Below are 16,275 nucleotides of genomic sequence, written 5' to 3'. Positions count from 1 at the left end.
CTAACTTAATTTATTAATAACCTTAAGCCTCTTTGCTCAATTAAAACTACTACTTTGTAGATGAGTTATTATTTAAATATTAATTTGTGTAGGTATAGTAATTAATACTTCTGTCCCATTTTTACTACTCTTTCTTTTTATACTTCCTTTTAACATTTGAGTTATATAACTATCTATTATATATGTTCCTAAACTATTTTTATTTATATTGTCACTATCAAATCCAACTCCATCGTCTATAATAGCTATATTTCTAAAATCATTATCCTTATTTATTAGTATTTGTATGTTGCCACGTTCTCTATCAACGAAAGCATGGTCATAACAATTTTGTAATATTTCATTTATAACTAAAAGTATGGCTGTTGCTTTTTCTCCACTAATTTTAAAATCTTCACCTGTTATGCATATATCTATATCTTTACTAAACAGATAACCACCTTGAATATTTGATACTAATAAGTTGATACCTTCTCGTATAGATATATTATTATCTACTTCCTTGGATAATAGATAGTGAGTTGAAAGTATTGCAAACACTCTATTTATTATATTATCTAAACATTGTTTAACTTCCTCGTTTTGAGATAATCTACTTTGCTTTTTTATTATAGATATTACTGTATGAAGATTATTTTTCACTCTATGGTGAGCTTCTCTAATAGCTACTGTTTTTAAAATTAGTTCTTCTTCCTTTCGCTTTAAATCACTTATATCTTGTACTATTTTACAAACCTTAAATTCATCGTCTTTGATGTATATAGTTTTTATTTTGAAAAACATATTACCTATTGAAACTTCATTTGTTTCATCATAATTTTCATCTATTATTATATCTTCAAATACTTTAGTCTCTATATATAAGTCATTATAATGCATATCTTGTATATCACATTCAAATCCAAGATTTTTATACATCTCATTTGCAATACGATTTTTAATTTTTAGTTTTCCATTTTTATCAAATATAAGTATAGCAGAATTTAAATTATCAACTAAAAAATCATTATTTCCTATCAATTTTATAAACTGATGTAAACTTTTATTTTCTTCATCTTCGTTAGTTTCAAATTCGTTTTTAACTTCACTACTTATATCTTTTTCAACGATTAATACTGCTAGAACTTTGTCCTCTAATATTATTGGCTGAATATTTTGTTTAACCAGCTTGTATTCTTGTGTTAAAGCTTTTATATCTCTTGCTCTTTCTCCAGTTTTTAGGCATTTTATAACTCCTGGTTCATTTTCAATTAGAGCCTTTTTACCTACAACACTTTCACTGTACACTGACTTTTCTTTAGGTCTGCTATGTGCTACAACAATTGCTTCATCATCAATTTTACTTAGTACATCTATAAAAACATCAGCTTCATAAAAGGAAGCCATTAAGTCTAAGGATTTTGATACTTCTATAATTTTTTCAATTTCATTATTATTTAAGTATGTTTGTGTAGTTGCTATTTTTTTTATCGTATTAATCATCGTATCCTATTATAATCATTTTGGCAATTTCCATCATTGTAGTTCTTTTATCCATACTTAATTTTCTTATTCTAGTGTATGCTTCATCCTCAGAAATTTTAAACTCTCTTATAAGTATACCTTTTGCTCTTTCTACTAATTTTCTTTCATTCAATTTAGAATTTACCTTTTCTAAATCTTTTTTCATTTTTTCAAATTCATTTACCTTATTTAAACACATTTCTATAGTTGGTATAAGTGATTTTTCACTTGCTGTCTTTACTAAGTATCCATAAGCACCTATACTTTTGGCTTTTTCTATGTATTCTTTATCTTCAAATGAAGTTAGTAAAAGAACTCCACCTGCTAGATTTTCTTTACATATTATTTTGCCTGCTTTTATACCATCAAGTATTGGCATTTCTATATCCATTATAACTAAATCGGGTTTGTGTTTTTTGCACATTTCAACAGCTTCAAATCCATCACTTGCTTCTCCTATTATTTCATAACCATGACTTTCTAGTATATCTTTTGTATCCATTCTTAACAGTGGTTCATCATCAACCAATAGTATTTTTTTCCCCATGTTCCTACCTCACTTAAAGATTAAATCTTCTTAGAATAGTTTATATATTTTTTTATAAAATACTAATTTATATTTTCTTTAACTATCCATATAATTTTATCATATTTTTTAGTTAAAAAAACATTTCCCCTTAAATTTCATCTATATTTTTAGATTTTTCTAGATATTTAAATAATTTTTCAAGCCCTATATTATCCACTGTATCTACTTTAAAGATTTGGCTTGCTCCTGCTAGTGAGAGTCTCTCATAAGCTATGTTTACTTCATCTTTAGTAGCTTTATTTATTTTAGGTATAATCCCTATTACGTCTTTGCAAAACATACTTGCAAATCCTGGTGCTATATAATTTTCTTCTTGTGTAGCATCATACACTATGGCTATAATTTTAGCATCTGCTGATGTTGTTATTAATGCATTGTAGAGACTTCTATTTTCCATATATTCACCTGGAGTATCTATTGCATTATTGTAGAGTTCTACTGACTGAGTTTTTCTATATTTCAATTCCAATTGGTCTAGTTTTTGACATAGAGTAGTTTTCCCACTACCTGTCTTTCCCATAAATATTATATTCTTCATTGTATTATTATGTCCTTGTTATTTTTGTAGATGAGAAGTTTAACATATTTCCTAAAACTTCTAAAACATCATCTAATGCTGATTCTACAGAACTTACATCACCTGATATTACTACAGAACCACTAAATCTATCTATAAAACCTAAAGATACATTTGAAGATTTTGTAGCAACATCTGCTGCTATTATTGATGCTTCACTTGGTGTTATAGTAAGTATTCCTATTGCATCTTTTTTATCGAGTACCAATCCTAACTTCTTATATATATCTTCATTAGGGTTAGCTATTATATGTGCTAATGTGACCTGTTTCCCAGGAACATATTCTTGAATAACTCTTTGCTTAGATTCTTCAGCCAAATTTATTCCCTACTTTCTTTAAATATAGTTTACTAAAAAGTTATTTGCTTAAAATAAAAGAAGCTCCATAAGAATAGTATTAATATTCCTAAGAAGCTCCGTTGCTTTTTACTAAAGTATCACGCCTTTGTGATACTTTCATTATAGTTTTATGTTTTATATTTGTCAATATATTATTTATATTTTTAAAAACATTTTCCCTATTTGTATAATATTATGTTTACATGTAATAAAGTGTAATTATTTAATATTATTTAATATACTTATTATATCCTCTTCAGTTGCTACTTTAGGATTGGTTAATGTGCAAGTATCTTTTATAGCAAGTTTAGCTATTTCTCTTTCTTCATTAATTATATCTCCTAAACTTAATTTACACTGTGTCAATTTAGTTGGCATATTCATCTCTTTTTGTAATTTTTTTATTTCATTTACTAAGTTTTTAACAGCTATTCTTATATTACCATTCCCAAGCCCTACTAATTCTGCTATTTGTGCATACTTCATAGCTGTATCTGAGTAAGTTGGATTGGTATATCCTACTATTGATGCATTATATTCTATAACATGTGGAAGTAATATTGAATTTGCTCTTCCATGTGGTATATGAAATTTCCCACCTAATACATGTGCTATAGAATGATTTATACCAAGTGATGTTTGGTTAAATGCCATACCTGCTATACAAGAGGCATTGTGCATTTTTTCTCTAGCTTCTATATCATTTCCATCTTTATATGCCTTTATTAAGTACTTAAATACTAGTTTTATAGCTTTTTCAGCTAGTGCATCTGAAAAGTCATTAGAATTTGTAGATACATAAGCTTCTATCGCATGTGTCAATACATCCATACCTGTATCTGCTGTTATAAAGTTTGGTACAGTTTTTACAAGTTCTGGGTCTAGTATTGCCATATTTGGAAGCAAATCATCACTTACTAATGGATACTTACATCCCTTTTGATTATCTGATATTACTGCAAATGATGTTACCTCTGAACCTGTTCCACTTGTTGTTGGTATTGCTATAAATTCTACTTCGTCAGTTGTTAATATTTTTTTAGAAAAATCCATTATAGATTTCGCAGCATCTATTGCAGAACCTCCACCTAATGCTATTATTACATCTGGATTTATAGATTTAAATGCTTCTATTCCTGCTACTACTATTTCTATTGGTGGGTCTGGTACTATTTCTTCAAAAACTTGATATGTTGAATTTATTAAGTTACATGTTATTTTATCTATTGTTTTTGATTTAACCATAAATGGGTCTGTTATTATTAATACGTTTTTGTTTTTTAATTCTTGCAGTGCTTTTAGTGAACCTTCTCCAAATTTTATTTTGGTTTTAATCTCAAAATTATTCAAATTACCATCCTCCTTAAGTTAAATACGCAAAAAAGCTCCATAGACTTTATCTATGGAGCTCCATTGCTCTTTTAACACTTCGTTGTGCTATATTTAAAAATATACTATTTGATTAATATAATGTCAAGTCATAGTATATTAAAATCAATAATCTAAGCTTATGTATCAACTTTACTTACATTTAATTCTTTTTCTAAAACAGTAAAAGCATTACTTAAAACTTCTTTAGGATATTTTTTACTTATTATATTCACAAACCAGTTGGCTTTAGCCATCTCTACTTCATTAACTTTAGCTTCATCTTTAGGAAAAGTCTCTATAACCTTGATTTCCATATGCAAGCCTCCTACATGTTTTTGTTATAACCACTAATTTTAAAAATTATATTTTAAAATATTTGGATTCTGACCCTCTTATATTAATCTATGAAGTTATAGATTTGTCCTGATACAACTAAGTATCAAAATTTCTAATTGATTTGAAATTTTAGTGGCAAAGAAATAAAAGAAATAAATAGTCATATATTATAAAGAGGAGAATTATATAAATTCAACCAATTAATATATTCATTTGAAATACTTTATATAAATGATTTCAAATATATAGCCTAATTTGTAGGAGGTCTTAATTTTGAAAGCTGCTATTTATTCAAGAAAATCAAGATTTACTGGTAAAGGTGACTCTATAGAAAATCAAATACAATTATGTATGGATTATGCTAAATCTATTGGTATAAAAGATTTTTTTATATATGAGGATGAAGGTTTTAGTGGTAGTAATATAGATAGACCTCAATTTAAAAAGATGATGCAAGATGCAAAAGATAAAAAATTCAATCATCTAATTTGTTATAGATTAGATAGAATATCGAGAAATGTATCTGATTTTTCTACTTTAATAGAAAAATTAAACAAACTAGATATCTCATTCATATCAATTAAAGAGCAATTTGATACCTCTACTCCAATGGGAAGAGCTATGATGTTTATATCAAGTGTATTTGCCCAATTAGAAAGAGAAACAATTGCAGAACGTATAAAAGATAATATGTACGAATTAGCTCGTAGTGGTAGATGGCTTGGTGGTAAAACACCTCATGGATTTAATAGTGAAAAAATCACTTTTTTAGACGAAAACCTAAAAGAAAGAAGCATGTATAAGCTTCAAGTAAATAATGAACAAATGGAAGTTGTAAAGCTGATATATAATAAGTACTTAGAACTTAGGTCTTTATCAAAATTATATAAATATGTCTATCATAATGGGATAAGAGGTCCTCATGGTGGTAAATTTGACCCTAGTTCTTTATCTAGGATACTTAGAAATCCAGCATATGTAAAAGCTAATGATGAAATTTTAAAATATCTTAGAAACAATGGTATGGACGTTGTAGGAACTCCAGATAGAAGATGTGGAATACTAACATATGCTAAAAATACATCTGATTCAATAGCAGCAATTGCAAAACATCATGGAGTCATAGAGCCTGACATATGGCTTGAAGTTCAAATTCAGCTAGATAAAAATCGTGATAAGACACCAAGAATAGCAACTGGTAAAACTGCTCTTTTATCTGGTCTTATAAAGTGTGGTAAGTGTGGTGCTAATATGAGAATCACTTATAAAGGTAAAAAAACTGATAAGGATTTAAAATATTATTATGTATGTGGTACTAAAAAAACACTTGGTGTTGATAGTTGTAACTGCAAAAACCTTAATGGACCATTAGTTGAAAGTTTAGTTGTAGATAAAATTAAAAACTGTAATGTAGAGTCTATCATAAGTGCATTTAATATCAATAAAATTAAAATTTGCAATATTTCTAATGATTTACACTCTGAAACTAATTTACTTAAAAGTCAGGTTTCAGATAAAGAGAAACTTATTAACAATTTAATTAAAGAACTTGCAAAAAATACTGGCAGTATTGCTTGTGATTATATAATTTCTCAAGTTGAAAACTTAAATAATGAAATTAGTATCTTAAAGGGTAAAATTAATGACTTGAAATCTAGAGATGTAAATATTAGTAGTAATCATCTTAATTTAGACATCATCGTTAGCAATTTAAAAAGATTTAGTGATGAAGTTGATAATACTAGTTTAGATGATAAGAGATTATTGTTATCTACTATTATTGATTCTGTTATTTGGGATAGTAGCTTAGGAAATCTTAATATTATTTATATGGGTGCTGAAATAGATGATTCTGTTTCTTTAAAACATTAGTTGCACTTTCTTAACGATAGTAGAAGCAATAAGCATATCAGATAAGGTTGCAATATTATCTAAAAGACCTGCTACCATAAAAAACATTTACGACATTGAACTTAATATGGATGGAACAAAAACGCCTCTCAAAACACGTAAAGTTCCTGATTTTCAAAAGTATTTCGACATATTATGGAAGGAGCTAGATACACATGAGGCTTAATAAAAGATCTGAAGGATATATAAACTATGTTAAAGGTGTAAAAAGAGAAAAAAGAAATGTATTGTTCTACCAGTTATTAATTCTAATTGGTTTTATTGTAGTCTGGGAACTTTTAGCTGACTTAAATGTTATAAATACATTTCTATTTAGCAAACCAAGTGATATTTACAATTTATTTATTCAATATGCATCTAGTGGTCAATTATTTAAGCATATTGGAATATCTGTATATGAAACTGTTCTTGGTCTTGTTATAGGGACTGTTTTAGGTATTTTGGTAGCAATTGCTCTTTGGTGGTCAGAGAAATTATCAAAAATATTAGACCCATTTTTGGTAGTTTTAAATGCTCTTCCTAAGACTGCTTTGGCTCCTATAATCATAGTTTGGGTAGGTGCTGGAATAGAAGGAATCGTCGTAACAGCTGTAACTATTTCTGTTGTTGTTACTATACTTTCAGCTTATAATTATTTTATAAATATGGATGAAGAGAAAATTAAAATGTTAAAAAGTTTTGGAGCGAGTAAATCTCAAATACTTTTTAAACTTATACTACCTGCAAATACAGGAAACTTGATAAATTTAACTAAGATTAATATTGGTATGGCATGGGTAGGAGTAATAGTTGGAGAATTTTTGGTTTCAAGATATGGAATAGGATACTTAATAGTATACGGCTCTCAAGTATTCAAATTAGATTTAGTAATGATGGGTGTATTTGTATTGGCTATCTGTGCATGGGCAATGTACGCTGTAGTTAATATTATAGAAAAAATATACAATTCTAGATAAATAAAATTTTATTCAAGACATTTGATTATTTTAGTGATTATAATAAGGAATGATTTCTTATAAGTAATCATTTTTCGAAATTAAAGAGATACATTTTTAATAATTAAAGCTGTAGGAATATTTGTGAAGATATAAGACAAATTTACCTACAGTTTTTAGTGTGTAAATAAGAAAGTAAATAATAAAAAAGATTAAATAGTAATTATTTAAGTGATAATTTTAAAACTTACTGAATATAATTATATGTCGGTTAAAGACGTATGAAAATAAAAGGAATTTAGAAGTTCTATGTTGTATAAATAGTGTATATGCAGCATGTAATAAATCTTAGCACTATTTATATTCTGTACAAAAAGATATTTGAAGGGAGATTAAAAATGGGAATATTAGAGGGAGCTGCAATGATAAGAAAAATTGCAATTAAAATAGCTAAAGAAAAAGGAATTACAGAACAAAAGGCATGGCCTGAAGCTGTAAAAGAATTTAAAGAAAAATATGAACTTGTATTATAAACCTTGATTATAAAACTGTCTCGATTTTATTGAGACAGTTTTCTTATTTTAAATTACTTTATTTATAGTATATTTATAATATAAATTTGTTTTTAATACTATTTTTAAGGTATAAATCTTATATATTAGACATAAGTTTGGAGGGATTAATTTGGAAAATAAAATTGAAAATAGATGTTCATGGCAAGAATATTTTATGAGATTGTGTGAAACAGTAGCTGAAAGAGGGACTTGTGATAGAGCTTATGTAGGTGCTATAATTGTAAACTCAGAAAATAGAATTGTGTCTACTGGTTATAATGGTAGCATTTCTGGAGATAAGCATTGTAGCGAAGTTGGTCATGAGATGAGAGATGGACATTGTATTAGAACAATTCATGCTGAACAAAATGCTCTTTACTATTGCGCAAAAGAAGGTATTGCAGTTAAGGACTGTTCCATTTATGTAACTCATTTTCCTTGTTTAAATTGTACTAAGGCTATAATTCAATCTGGAATTAAACATATATATTATAGAAATGGATATAGAATAGACGAATATGCTATAAAATTATTGCAATCAAGCAATGTCTTATATACAAAACTATAACTTTAATACTTCTTAGCTAATACTCTATAAATTTACAAGATATCTTATATTAAAGCTATAAGGTATAAAAAGAAACAAATTTCTAAGTTATGCATATATTAAATAGAGGTTAAATTTAATTGAAAAGGAGATGCATAATTTGAAAGTAGTAGTAATACCAGGGCATACTTTAACTGGAAAAGGTACAGGAGCTGTTGGATATATAAATGAAGGTAAAGAAACAAGAATAATGAACGACTTGATTGTCAAATGGCTTAAAATAGGAGGAGCTACTGTTTATACAGGAAGAGTTGATGAATCAAATAATCATTTGGCAGACCAATGTAAAATAGCAAACAAACAAGAAACTGACTTAGCTGTTCAAATTCATTTTAATGCAAATGTCACAACTTCAGCTCCAGAAGGTACAGAAACAATATATAAAACTACTAATGGTAAAATACATGCAGAAAGAGTAAATGCTAAATTAGCTACAGTATTCAAAAATAGGGGTGCAAAATCTGATGTTAGAGGTCTTTATTGGCTTAATCATACTGATGCACCAGCAATATTGATAGAAGTATGTTTTGTAGATAGTAAGGCAGATACAGATTACTATATTAACAATAAAGATAAAGTTGCTAAATTGATAGCAGAAGGAATATTAAACAAATCTATATCAAATTCTCAAGGGGGAAATAAAGTGTATGAAAATGTAATAGTTTATACAGGAGACGCAGACAAAGTAGCAGCTCAAATTTTATATTGGCAATTAAAAGATGCTTTAATGGTTGAAGCATCTAGTTATAAGCAAGGTTTAGGTAAAAAAGTTTATGTTGTAGGTGGAGAAGCTAACAGGCTTGTAAAAGGCGATGTAGTAATAAATGGTGCTGATAGATATGAAACTGTTAAATTGGCATTAAAACAAATAGATAAATTATAAAATAAGAATTATTTTTTAAAAACCTAATAAAAGATGTATCTAATTATTAGTTTATTAATTAATAGATACATCTTTATTCATATTCATTTTATTGACAAATTATTTTCTGTTTTAATACTAACTTTCTTATTAAAACCAATATTATTTTTTATCTAGAAAAATATTTTTAATTATGGTCAATATATCAACTATAACATCCATATTTGATTTGACACTATCTTTAGTAACAAGAAAGTCTGCTGTAACTTCAGTAACCGCTTCTGTTACATCTTTCATATTTTCGCCTACTTCTCCAAAATTCTCTACAACACTAGGAAGATTATTTAAAGTTGTATTTATATTTTGAGTATTTTCATTTAACATATTACCAACAGTATTTAAAATCTTATGTAATTTAGCAAGTACAATAATTAAATAAACTAGAGCAACACATCCAAGTACAGCTAATAATATATATATTATACTTATATTAATTGTTATTGTATTGTTCATTCCTATTCCTCAGTAACACTAACTGGTTCAACAATATCTATTACTTTATCTTCCTCATTAGAATGTTCAATATTCTTTTTGTTATCTATATACTTTCTTATTTTTTTCTTTGATTCTATAAAATTTCCTTTTCTATCCTCTAGTTTATCAGACATTTTATCTTTTACATCTACCGTTTTTATGTTTATTTTTTCAACAATTTGTTGTGAAGCATCTTTTATATCTTCTCTTGTCTCTTTGCCTGACTTAGGAGCCAACAATACTCCACTCACTGCACCAGTAACAGCTCCTAGCACTACACCAGCTGTAGCAACTTTGGCTTGTTTAATTTTTTCAGCTCTTTGTTTAGCTTTTCTTTTATCTTCTATTTTCTTTGATAAACTCATATCCAATCGCCCCTTATTATAATATTTCTAAATATTATAATACATTTTTTTCCATAATGATATAGTTTCTAACTAAATTTTTAGAAACCAATAAAAATTCTTTTATATATTTTCACATGATGATAAGATTATTCATATCATTCCATAAATTACATTGCATTGATGGCTAAAATACAAAAAAATCTTTAACATAAGTAAATATATTTATACTCTAATTCTTCTATATAAAGTTATTTAGTAGCTCAAAAAACAATAAGAGAGGAATTAATCCTCTCTTTTAAATTTAATTAGATTTGGCAGGGCGGCGTATCCTGCATCTCTATTAACTACTCCATAGTAGCGTATTGGGTGCCTTTTCCAACCTCAAATCTAACTAATAAATATCTACGTATATATTATAATTATAACTTATTTAATAATATTCTTCAATAGTTTTGGAAAAATAATAATATTATGTTAACTGTCGTATTGTTTTACTCTTCCACTACTAATTCTACTTTCTAGTTTTGCTTCTTTTATGGCATATAGCGAAGATACATATAAGTAGCCTTTTTTTGTATCTAGTTCTGTAGCTACTAAAATATAATCATCAATTTTTTTTATAAACTCTACACTTTTCCCAGGTTTTTTGGGATGACTACCTATATATTCAGGAGACTTGAGTACCATTTTTATAGTATCTATTATATCATTAACAATATCCTTGCTTAATTGACACCTATGTTTTTTCTTTATATGTTTTATAACACCAGAAGAAGCATAAATTTTACCAGTATATTCAATTCCAGCAAGTTCTGATATTTCTTCATCTATGATTCCAACAACTTTGTCTGTAGACATATAAAGCACGTTCCTTTCTAAGATAAATTACTGTTAATACGGTAAAATTTATTAAAATTAAATATATCTATTTAAAGTATAGTTTATTCCAAAAAGAAAAGATAGTATAATATAGTTTTTTCATATGTGACTTTATATAATCTCTTTTTATATAATTTATAAATAGTAAATAATGTCCTTTTTACAAGTATTTTTTAAATTTATTTAGCTTTGTAGATTTATATTATTCCTATAGGATTATTTGACTAAAAGAAAATAATCTAGTATTTACATGTTATAAAACGTTTTCTTTTAAAGTTTTCTATGATAATATTATTTATATATAAAATAAATTTCCAATAGGAGGATATTATGAACACTCAACAACAAGAAGTATATAGAAAATTGGATGAATTAAATATACCTTATGAAGCTGTGAGTCATCCACCAGTCTATACAATTGAAGAAATGGAACAATTAAAGACATTACATATGGAATTTGTTGTAAAAAATTTATTTCTTCGTGATGCTAAAGGGAAAGAACATTTTTTAGTTGTATTAGGTAAAGACAAAAAAGCAGACTTAAAAGATATTCGTCAACAAATTGATAGTAAACCTCTTAGTTTTGCATCAGAAGAAAGACTTCAAAAATACTTAAAACTTACTAAGGGAGCTGTAACTCCTTTTGGTATATTAAACGATACAGAGGCTATTGTAAAAGTTGTATTTGATAAAGATTTATTAAAAATGGATAAAATAGGTATACATCCAAATGATAATACTGCTACTGTGTTTTTAAAATTTGAAGATATGAAAAAACTTATCGAACAAAATGGAAATGAAATATATTATGTAGAAGTATAATTATTACTTGATAGAAAGGGCAAAAGAACTCACTACTTTTGCCTTCTTTAAAAATACGATTGCCCTTTCAGTTTATCAGTTGAAATTTTATTTATAGTTAACTCTACTGTTTTTACTATCTTTTTCTTGCAGCTACAAGCAACATCATAGGTCTGCGTAGCTCATCTTTCATTTCAGGAATTGTATCTAATAGTTTTTCTTCTGGTTGAGGTTCAATTATTTCTAATATTTCAAATCCAGTTTTATTCAAAGTATTTAGATAAGTTGTTAGTGTTTTATGATATTTTATAACTTCTTCTCCTAAAAAATTAGCTTTACGCACTCCTTCTGTAAAGTATCTATCTACTGGCCAATGAAGATGATTACCATCCTTGTCACAATACCATTCTTGAGTTCCATATGCAGTGAATATAGGGTGTTCAACAGAAAATACAAAGTCACCTCCACTTGAAAGGCAATCACTTATTTTCTTACATATATCTTCAAATGATTGAATGTAATGCAATGCCAAAGAGCTAATAACCATATCAAAACTATCTTTTGGAAAACTAATATCTTCAATAGGCATACATATGTATTTTATATTATCAAATTTTGTTTTACTTCTAGCTTCTTTTAGCATTTTATCTGAAATATCAATTCCAACAGCAGACTCTGCTCCATTTTCAATTGCATATTGACAGTGCCATCCAAATCCACAACCTAAATCTAAAACTCGTTTTCCTTTAAAGTTAGGTAACATTTTTTTTAAAACATGCCATTCTCCAGCACCTGCTAGTCCATTTATAGAACGTTCCATTTTACTATATTTGTCAAAGAATTCGTCATTATCATATTTATTTTGTTTCATATAATTTCCTCCATTTTTATTATGTTTACTCAGTAATTCTCAATTAAATTTGCACTATAAAGTTAGGTAATTTCATATAAAAACAATCATAATATAACTTTATATATATAAATTCTTTTCATATAAATTAATCTATTTTGTATATATAATAAATTAGTATTTATATATAATACATGAAAATGATAGTATTTTAATTTTACCCTTTAAATTATAAATAATCAATATAATTTATCCATGATTATATATTACTTAAAATTTAAACATAAAACTTAAATTTATTTTTAGGTTTTTGTAGAAATAGAATAAATATAGATACGTTTTTGTAACAACTATAATAAATATTTAATACTATATATTATTCGGATGTCTTATGGGAGGTATTTATTATGTTTAAAAAAATAGTCGCAATTGCAAGTTCTATTGTTATAGGCACGCTATGTCTAACTGGATGTGATTTTAATTCTAATGATAAAAAGGATGACTCTTCTTCATCTAAAAATCTAGATAAAGTAACTATAGCAGAAGTTACTCATTCTGTTTTTTATGCTCCTCAATACGCTGCTATTACAAAAGGTTTTTTTGAAGATGAAGGTATAAAAATAGACCTTATAAATACTCAAGGTGCAGATAAAACTATGGCTGCTTTGATTTCAGGCGAAGCAAATGTAGGTCTAATGGGTCCTGAAGCATCTATATATGTATATAATCAAAACAAAAATGATTATGCAGTAAACTTTGCTCAATTGACTAAAAGAGATGGAAGTTTTTTAGTGGCTAGAAAAAAAATGTCTAATTTCTCTTATGAGGATTTAAAAGGAAAAGAAATATTAGGTGGTAGAAAAGGTGGAGTTCCACTTATGACTTTTGAATATGTTCTAAAAGATAAAGGACTTACTATTGGAGAAAATCTAAAAGCAGGTAATGTTAATGTAAGAACTGATGTACAAAAATAAGTATGTTTATAACATAAACTTATAATCCCTAAACTACATATTTTATAATTGCTTAACTTAAATACAAAACTTCAAAACTTGAGGATACAGAAATTAACCATAATTTATTTCTGTATCCTCGAGTTTTTTATATTATATAGTTTAATTAACTTGGTGTTTTTTAAAATTATTTTTAATAAAAGGTAAGAAAAGAATTGCAAATACTAAACATGTAAAAATAATCATAGTTGGTAAATCTATTATTAGATTGCCAATCTTGTAATCTATATAATTAGCAAACGAAAATGAAATAGCATTTGATGGCAAAATTCGTAAAATCAGATTATAAAGTTTGTTGGTTTCACTATATTGTAAAAATATCGGTACGAAAAGTATTATTATATTCGTAATTAAAACTGGAAAAGGTGATTTCATGCAAGAGGATAATAAAAGTGTAAAACTAATTAATGCTATTAATATAATATAAATAACTAATATACTTAGTAAGGTTGCCTGTAAAAGTGTATATGGATATGGAACTGAGCTAGTTGTAAGTTGTAATGGTAAATTCCATCCATCCATTCCAAAAGACAAAGTGAGTATCCCAACACATACAATTGTGTTTATTATAAAAATAATTGTCCCAAATAAAAAGGAACTTATTATTTTGGCTGTTATAACTTTACTTTTTCCATATTTAGAAGATAATATCACTGAATCAGTACCCGATTGATATTCTCCTGAAAATACAGAAGCTATACTTATACAAATAGCTAATATAGTAAAAATCAGTAAATCTCTCGATAATATGAAATAATCCCAACCTTGATAATATCCATTTAAATAGGGTTCGCTTATTTCCTTATTCTTAGATAACCAAAAGTCCTTTTCTTTTTGTGTATAATTTCCATCTGCATATTCCATATTTAAGATTGTATTTATTTTTTCATTTCTAGACTTATAAAAATCAACACCATTTTTTAGTGACATTGTTTTAATTATAGAGGAATCAAAATCATTAGGCTTACTATATGACTCTATTATAAAACTGTAAAAACTCTTATTAGGATAAAAGAATTTCCAATAAATATCTGGTTTAAAATCTGAAAAACCATTTTCATCTTTTATAATATTGTCTGAATTATTAAACATTTTTTGATATTCTTTAACTGAGTTTTCTACTTTTTTATCTGTTATGTATCCATCATTTAATTTAGATTGTTGCTTTTTTAGTTCAATAGCCTGTAGACCTCTATACTCTTTTCCGTTCTCGTCATTAGCTCTTTCTTGAAGTGGCATTAAAGAAAAAAGAATTATGCTTAGGGCTAAACTTCCTAAAATAACTGCTATTGTAGACTTTCTTTTTATTATTTTTTTCAATTCAAATTTAATTAGTGTAGACATACCTATCTCCTTATATATATTTATAGTACCTCATTAATACAATATAAATACAAATCTTCTAATGTTGGTTTTAAATTACATGCATTATCGTGTGGTTTCATATCACTTATAATTCTAAGATTTACGACTCCCCCAGAATGATGAATATTTGCTAAACAATATTTATCAGACATATAGTCTACTTCATTTTCATTAACTACACATTTCCATACTTTATCTTCTATTTTTGAAGTTACTTCTTCAACTGAACCAGTTAAAATAAATCGTCCTTTTTTCATTATTAAAATCTTATCTGCAATATGTTCTACATCAGATACAATATGAGTAGATAAAATAACTATTTTCTTTTTAGAGAAGTCTGAAATTAAATTACGAAATCTAACTCGTTCTTTAGGGTCTAGCCCTGCTGTTGGTTCATCTAATATTAAAATTTTAGGGTCATTAAGTAGTGTCTGAGCAAATCCTAGCCTTTGTTTCATGCCTCCAGAAAAAGTTTTTATTTTTTTATTGATTACGCCTAATAAACCGACCATTTCTAATAATTCTTGTGTTTTTTTCTTTGCATGACTAGGTATCAACCCTTTTAATGAAGCTATATATAGCATAAATTCTTTTGCAGTAAAATCCGGATAATATCCAAAGTCTTGTGGAAGGTATCCAATCATATCTCTAAAATCTTCTCCCATATCCAAGTTATTTTTCCCATCTATCTTTACTTCTCCAGATGATGGGCTTAATATCCCACAAATCATTCTCATAAGAGTTGTCTTTCCTGCTCCATTTTCTCCTAAAAATCCATATATACCTTCATTTAATCTAAATTCTATTTTATCTACTATAATTTTGTTATTATACTGTTTTGTTAAGCCTTCTACACTTAGCTCCATACTTATTCCTCCCAATACTGTATATTCTTATTTTT

19 protein-coding genes are annotated in these 16,275 nt (G+C 26.9%); 7 read left to right on the top strand and 12 right to left on the bottom strand.

Annotated features, from left to right (window positions below):
- Positions 1–72 precede the first annotated feature (72 nt).
- The 6 genes from ACTG44_RS09990 to ACTG44_RS09965 form a co-directional block, all read right to left on the bottom strand.
- Positions 73–1,482 carry a histidine kinase N-terminal domain-containing protein gene (locus ACTG44_RS09990; RefSeq protein WP_479921664.1) on the bottom strand — a complete coding sequence of 470 codons (1,410 nt, stop codon included), beginning with the start codon at positions 1,480–1,482 and terminating at the stop codon, positions 73–75.
- A complete protein-coding gene (locus ACTG44_RS09985; protein WP_021384697.1) occupies positions 1,475–2,050 on the bottom strand; it encodes an ANTAR domain-containing response regulator in 576 nt (191 codons plus the stop codon). The genes ACTG44_RS09990 and ACTG44_RS09985 overlap by 8 nt, the downstream gene beginning before the upstream one ends.
- 130 nt (positions 2,051–2,180) lie before the next feature.
- The gene (locus tag ACTG44_RS09980; protein WP_479921663.1) at positions 2,181–2,630 is read right to left on the bottom strand and encodes a EutP/PduV family microcompartment system protein; all 450 of its coding nucleotides are present in this window, start codon (positions 2,628–2,630) and stop codon (positions 2,181–2,183) included.
- Positions 2,631–2,637: 7 nt separating this feature from the next.
- On the bottom strand, positions 2,638–2,988 hold the full coding sequence (locus ACTG44_RS09975) for a BMC domain-containing protein (RefSeq protein ID WP_021384706.1): 351 nt from the start codon (positions 2,986–2,988) through the stop codon (positions 2,638–2,640).
- Between the two features lie 240 nt (positions 2,989–3,228).
- Positions 3,229–4,359, bottom strand: coding sequence for a 1-propanol dehydrogenase PduQ (locus ACTG44_RS09970; RefSeq protein ID WP_479921662.1), 1,131 nt, complete (start codon positions 4,357–4,359; stop codon positions 3,229–3,231).
- A 158-nt stretch (positions 4,360–4,517) separates the two neighbouring features.
- Positions 4,518–4,694: a hypothetical protein gene (locus ACTG44_RS09965; RefSeq protein ID WP_479921661.1), complete on the bottom strand. Its 177-nt coding sequence runs from the start codon at positions 4,692–4,694 to the stop codon at positions 4,518–4,520.
- Between the two features lie 295 nt (positions 4,695–4,989).
- On the opposite strand from ACTG44_RS09965, the gene ACTG44_RS09960 reads away from it, so the two are divergent.
- The 5 genes from ACTG44_RS09960 to ACTG44_RS09940 all read left to right on the top strand — a co-directional run bounded on the left by ACTG44_RS09960 (position 4,990) and on the right by ACTG44_RS09940 (position 9,606).
- A complete protein-coding gene (locus tag ACTG44_RS09960) occupies positions 4,990–6,588 on the top strand; it encodes a recombinase family protein (RefSeq protein ID WP_479921660.1) in 1,599 nt (532 codons plus the stop codon).
- 194 nt (positions 6,589–6,782) lie between these two features.
- The gene (locus tag ACTG44_RS09955; protein ID WP_021384690.1) at positions 6,783–7,583 is read left to right on the top strand and encodes an ABC transporter permease; all 801 of its coding nucleotides are present in this window, start codon (positions 6,783–6,785) and stop codon (positions 7,581–7,583) included.
- Between the two features lie 377 nt (positions 7,584–7,960).
- The gene (locus ACTG44_RS09950; RefSeq protein ID WP_021384696.1) at positions 7,961–8,095 is read left to right on the top strand and encodes a hypothetical protein; all 135 of its coding nucleotides are present in this window, start codon (positions 7,961–7,963) and stop codon (positions 8,093–8,095) included.
- Positions 8,096–8,246: 151 nt separating this feature from the next.
- Positions 8,247–8,684, top strand: coding sequence for a deoxycytidylate deaminase (locus tag ACTG44_RS09945; protein ID WP_021384638.1), 438 nt, complete (start codon positions 8,247–8,249; stop codon positions 8,682–8,684).
- Positions 8,685–8,823: 139 nt separating this feature from the next.
- Entirely contained in the window at positions 8,824–9,606 is a 783-nt protein-coding gene (locus tag ACTG44_RS09940; protein ID WP_021384648.1) for an N-acetylmuramoyl-L-alanine amidase, read from the top strand.
- A gap of 141 nt (positions 9,607–9,747) precedes the next feature.
- Here the strand turns inward: ACTG44_RS09940 and ACTG44_RS09935 are convergent, their stop codons facing one another.
- The 3 genes from ACTG44_RS09935 to ACTG44_RS09925 all read right to left on the bottom strand — a co-directional run bounded on the left by ACTG44_RS09935 (position 9,748) and on the right by ACTG44_RS09925 (position 11,324).
- Entirely contained in the window at positions 9,748–10,098 is a 351-nt protein-coding gene (locus tag ACTG44_RS09935) for a hypothetical protein (protein ID WP_021384646.1), read from the bottom strand.
- 2 nt (positions 10,099–10,100) lie between these two features.
- A complete protein-coding gene (locus ACTG44_RS09930; protein WP_021384651.1) occupies positions 10,101–10,484 on the bottom strand; it encodes a YtxH domain-containing protein in 384 nt (127 codons plus the stop codon).
- A gap of 456 nt (positions 10,485–10,940) precedes the next feature.
- Positions 10,941–11,324, bottom strand: a complete 384-nt coding sequence (locus ACTG44_RS09925) for a PBECR3 domain-containing polyvalent protein (RefSeq protein WP_021384664.1) — start codon at positions 11,322–11,324, stop codon at positions 10,941–10,943.
- Positions 11,325–11,675: 351 nt separating this feature from the next.
- On the opposite strand from ACTG44_RS09925, the gene ACTG44_RS09920 reads away from it, so the two are divergent.
- Entirely contained in the window at positions 11,676–12,167 is a 492-nt protein-coding gene (locus ACTG44_RS09920; RefSeq protein ID WP_021384645.1) for a prolyl-tRNA synthetase associated domain-containing protein, read from the top strand.
- Between the two features lie 115 nt (positions 12,168–12,282).
- On the opposite strand, the gene ACTG44_RS09915 is transcribed toward ACTG44_RS09920, so the two are convergent.
- On the bottom strand, positions 12,283–13,017 hold the full coding sequence (locus ACTG44_RS09915; RefSeq protein WP_021384641.1) for a class I SAM-dependent methyltransferase: 735 nt from the start codon (positions 13,015–13,017) through the stop codon (positions 12,283–12,285).
- A 386-nt stretch (positions 13,018–13,403) separates the two neighbouring features.
- Here ACTG44_RS09915 and ACTG44_RS09910 point away from each other — a divergent pair, with 386 nt between their 5' ends.
- Positions 13,404–13,970: an ABC transporter substrate-binding protein gene (locus tag ACTG44_RS09910; RefSeq protein ID WP_479921659.1), complete on the top strand. Its 567-nt coding sequence runs from the start codon at positions 13,404–13,406 to the stop codon at positions 13,968–13,970.
- A 141-nt stretch (positions 13,971–14,111) separates the two neighbouring features.
- On the opposite strand, the gene ACTG44_RS09905 is transcribed toward ACTG44_RS09910, so the two are convergent.
- Together ACTG44_RS09905 and ACTG44_RS09900 are read right to left on the bottom strand one after the other, a co-directional pair.
- Positions 14,112–15,353: an ABC transporter permease gene (locus ACTG44_RS09905; RefSeq protein ID WP_479918726.1), complete on the bottom strand. Its 1,242-nt coding sequence runs from the start codon at positions 15,351–15,353 to the stop codon at positions 14,112–14,114.
- 20 nt (positions 15,354–15,373) lie between these two features.
- Positions 15,374–16,240, bottom strand: coding sequence for an ABC transporter ATP-binding protein (locus tag ACTG44_RS09900; protein WP_479921658.1), 867 nt, complete (start codon positions 16,238–16,240; stop codon positions 15,374–15,376).
- Positions 16,241–16,275 lie beyond the last annotated feature (35 nt).

The sequence above is a fragment of the Clostridioides sp. LIBA-2809 genome, from assembly GCF_056688965.1.
This window is presented reverse-complemented; position numbering and strand designations above follow the sequence as displayed.